We start from the raw sequence: 1,622 nt of genomic DNA, 5'->3' as shown, positions 1-1,622 counted from the left end.
TCCTTTACGCGTCCGAAGGGCGCGTGGGGCTGTAGGTTTCAAATCTGCGAGCGGGCGCAACATAGGAGCGCGTTTTGCCGAGTCAATCGCGAAAAGCGCCGAAAATGAGCGAAGCATTGCCGGATCGCGAGACTGTGATCGACAGTGGCCGCTGCCGAGGCGACGGACCAGGGCTTGGGCTGATTGCTATTTCTGCTTGAGCCGCCGGAAGCGCAACCATTTGTCCTCGGCCGGCCGGGGCTGGGCGAGGATCGTCGTGAGCTCGCGCGGCAGAGCGGGAGCGAGCGGCTTCTTGGTCGCGACGCCATCGGAGATCGCCACGACGCTATGATAGAATTCCTCTCCGGAAAGCGACCGCGGCGGAACGGCCTCGTGCATCACGCTGATCACGGTTACATCGGGGCAATTGACCTTGATCGCTTCGTGGAAGGCGATCTTGCCTTCGGGGTCGAGAGCGCCGGTCGCTTCGTCGAGGAAGAGCAGTCCCGGCTGCTGCAGGATGATGCGGGCTACCACCAGCTTCTGCTTCTGCCCGCCTGACAGGACCTGATCCCAGAGCTTGCCTTCGCGGCTCTCATCGGCCAGGTGGCCGATGAATTCGCCGAGCCCGGCCTTGTGCAGCGCGGCCGCCACCAGCACGTCGGTGTGATCGTTTTCCGAACCCGGCAGACAGACGAGCTGCTTCAGCGAGACCTGCTGCAGCTTGACCTCCTGGGCGGCATAGAACCTCGTCACCCCTTCCGGGAACACGATGGTGCCGCGACCATAGGGCCACAGACCATTGATTGCCTTGATCAGCGAGGTCTTGCCGCAGCCGGACTCACCCTTGAGGAATGTCCACTCGCCGCGGCGGAAGCGCAGGTTGGCGGCGCTCAGGAAGGGCGTCGCATCCTCGCCCTGATGCGCCAGCTCCAGCTTCTGGATGGTCAGGCCGAAGACGGGATTTTGCGTGGCATAGCTGAAGTCCGAGCGGCCGGTCTGGCGATAGAACTCCTGCGGCTGCTGGACGTTCTCGATGGCGCTGGCGAGCTCGGTCACACGCTGGCTGTTGGCTCTAAGCGTGGCGATCGCGGGCATGACATGGATGAACCACGAACACTGGCTGATCAGCTGCGCGACCATTTCGGAGCCGGTTATGTAGCCCTTGAGATCGAAGCCGTTGTGAATGAAGGGCACGAGACCGGGTCCGTAGGAAACGATGCGGGCGCCGATGAAATTGTAGATCAGCTCGAACGACATGTAGCTGGTGTTGACGACGTTCAGCCGCCCCCAGGTCTTGTCGATGTCGACATAGAGCTTGTCGTGCATCGTCTTCTGCACATCCTCGCCGTGTGAGGCGGCGACGTGGAAGCTGCGGCGCAGGAAGGTCGTCAATTCGCTGCGATAACTGCCCTCGGCCTGTTGCATGCGGATGTTGAGACGTTCGAGCAGGCCGCCGAGCTTCACCGCAATCCAGGTGTTGAGCGGCACGTAGGTCGCGACCGCCAGAAAGGCCAGCACGGCACTGCCGTAGCTGCCGAGGAACTCCAGCCCTTTGACCTCCACCGAGGCCCCGATCAAATTCTCGCCGACGAAGTAAAGCGAGGTCGCCACGCCGAGCACGCCCATGGCGAGGCCGATGG

General features: G+C 62.6%; 1 protein-coding gene. It reads right to left on the bottom strand.

Annotated elements, in window-relative coordinates; translation table 11 throughout:
• Positions 1-186 precede the first annotated feature (186 nt).
• On the bottom strand, positions 187-1,622 hold a 1,436-nt coding region (locus EOA60_RS32035; protein WP_164899737.1), incomplete at its 5' end, for an ATP-binding cassette domain-containing protein.

Source organism: Mesorhizobium sp. M1A.F.Ca.IN.020.06.1.1, from assembly GCF_004023265.1.
Classification (GTDB): Bacteria; Pseudomonadota; Alphaproteobacteria; order Rhizobiales; family Rhizobiaceae; genus Mesorhizobium.
The sequence above is the reverse complement of the archived record's forward strand: the minus strand, read 5'-3'. Positions and strand labels throughout refer to the sequence as shown.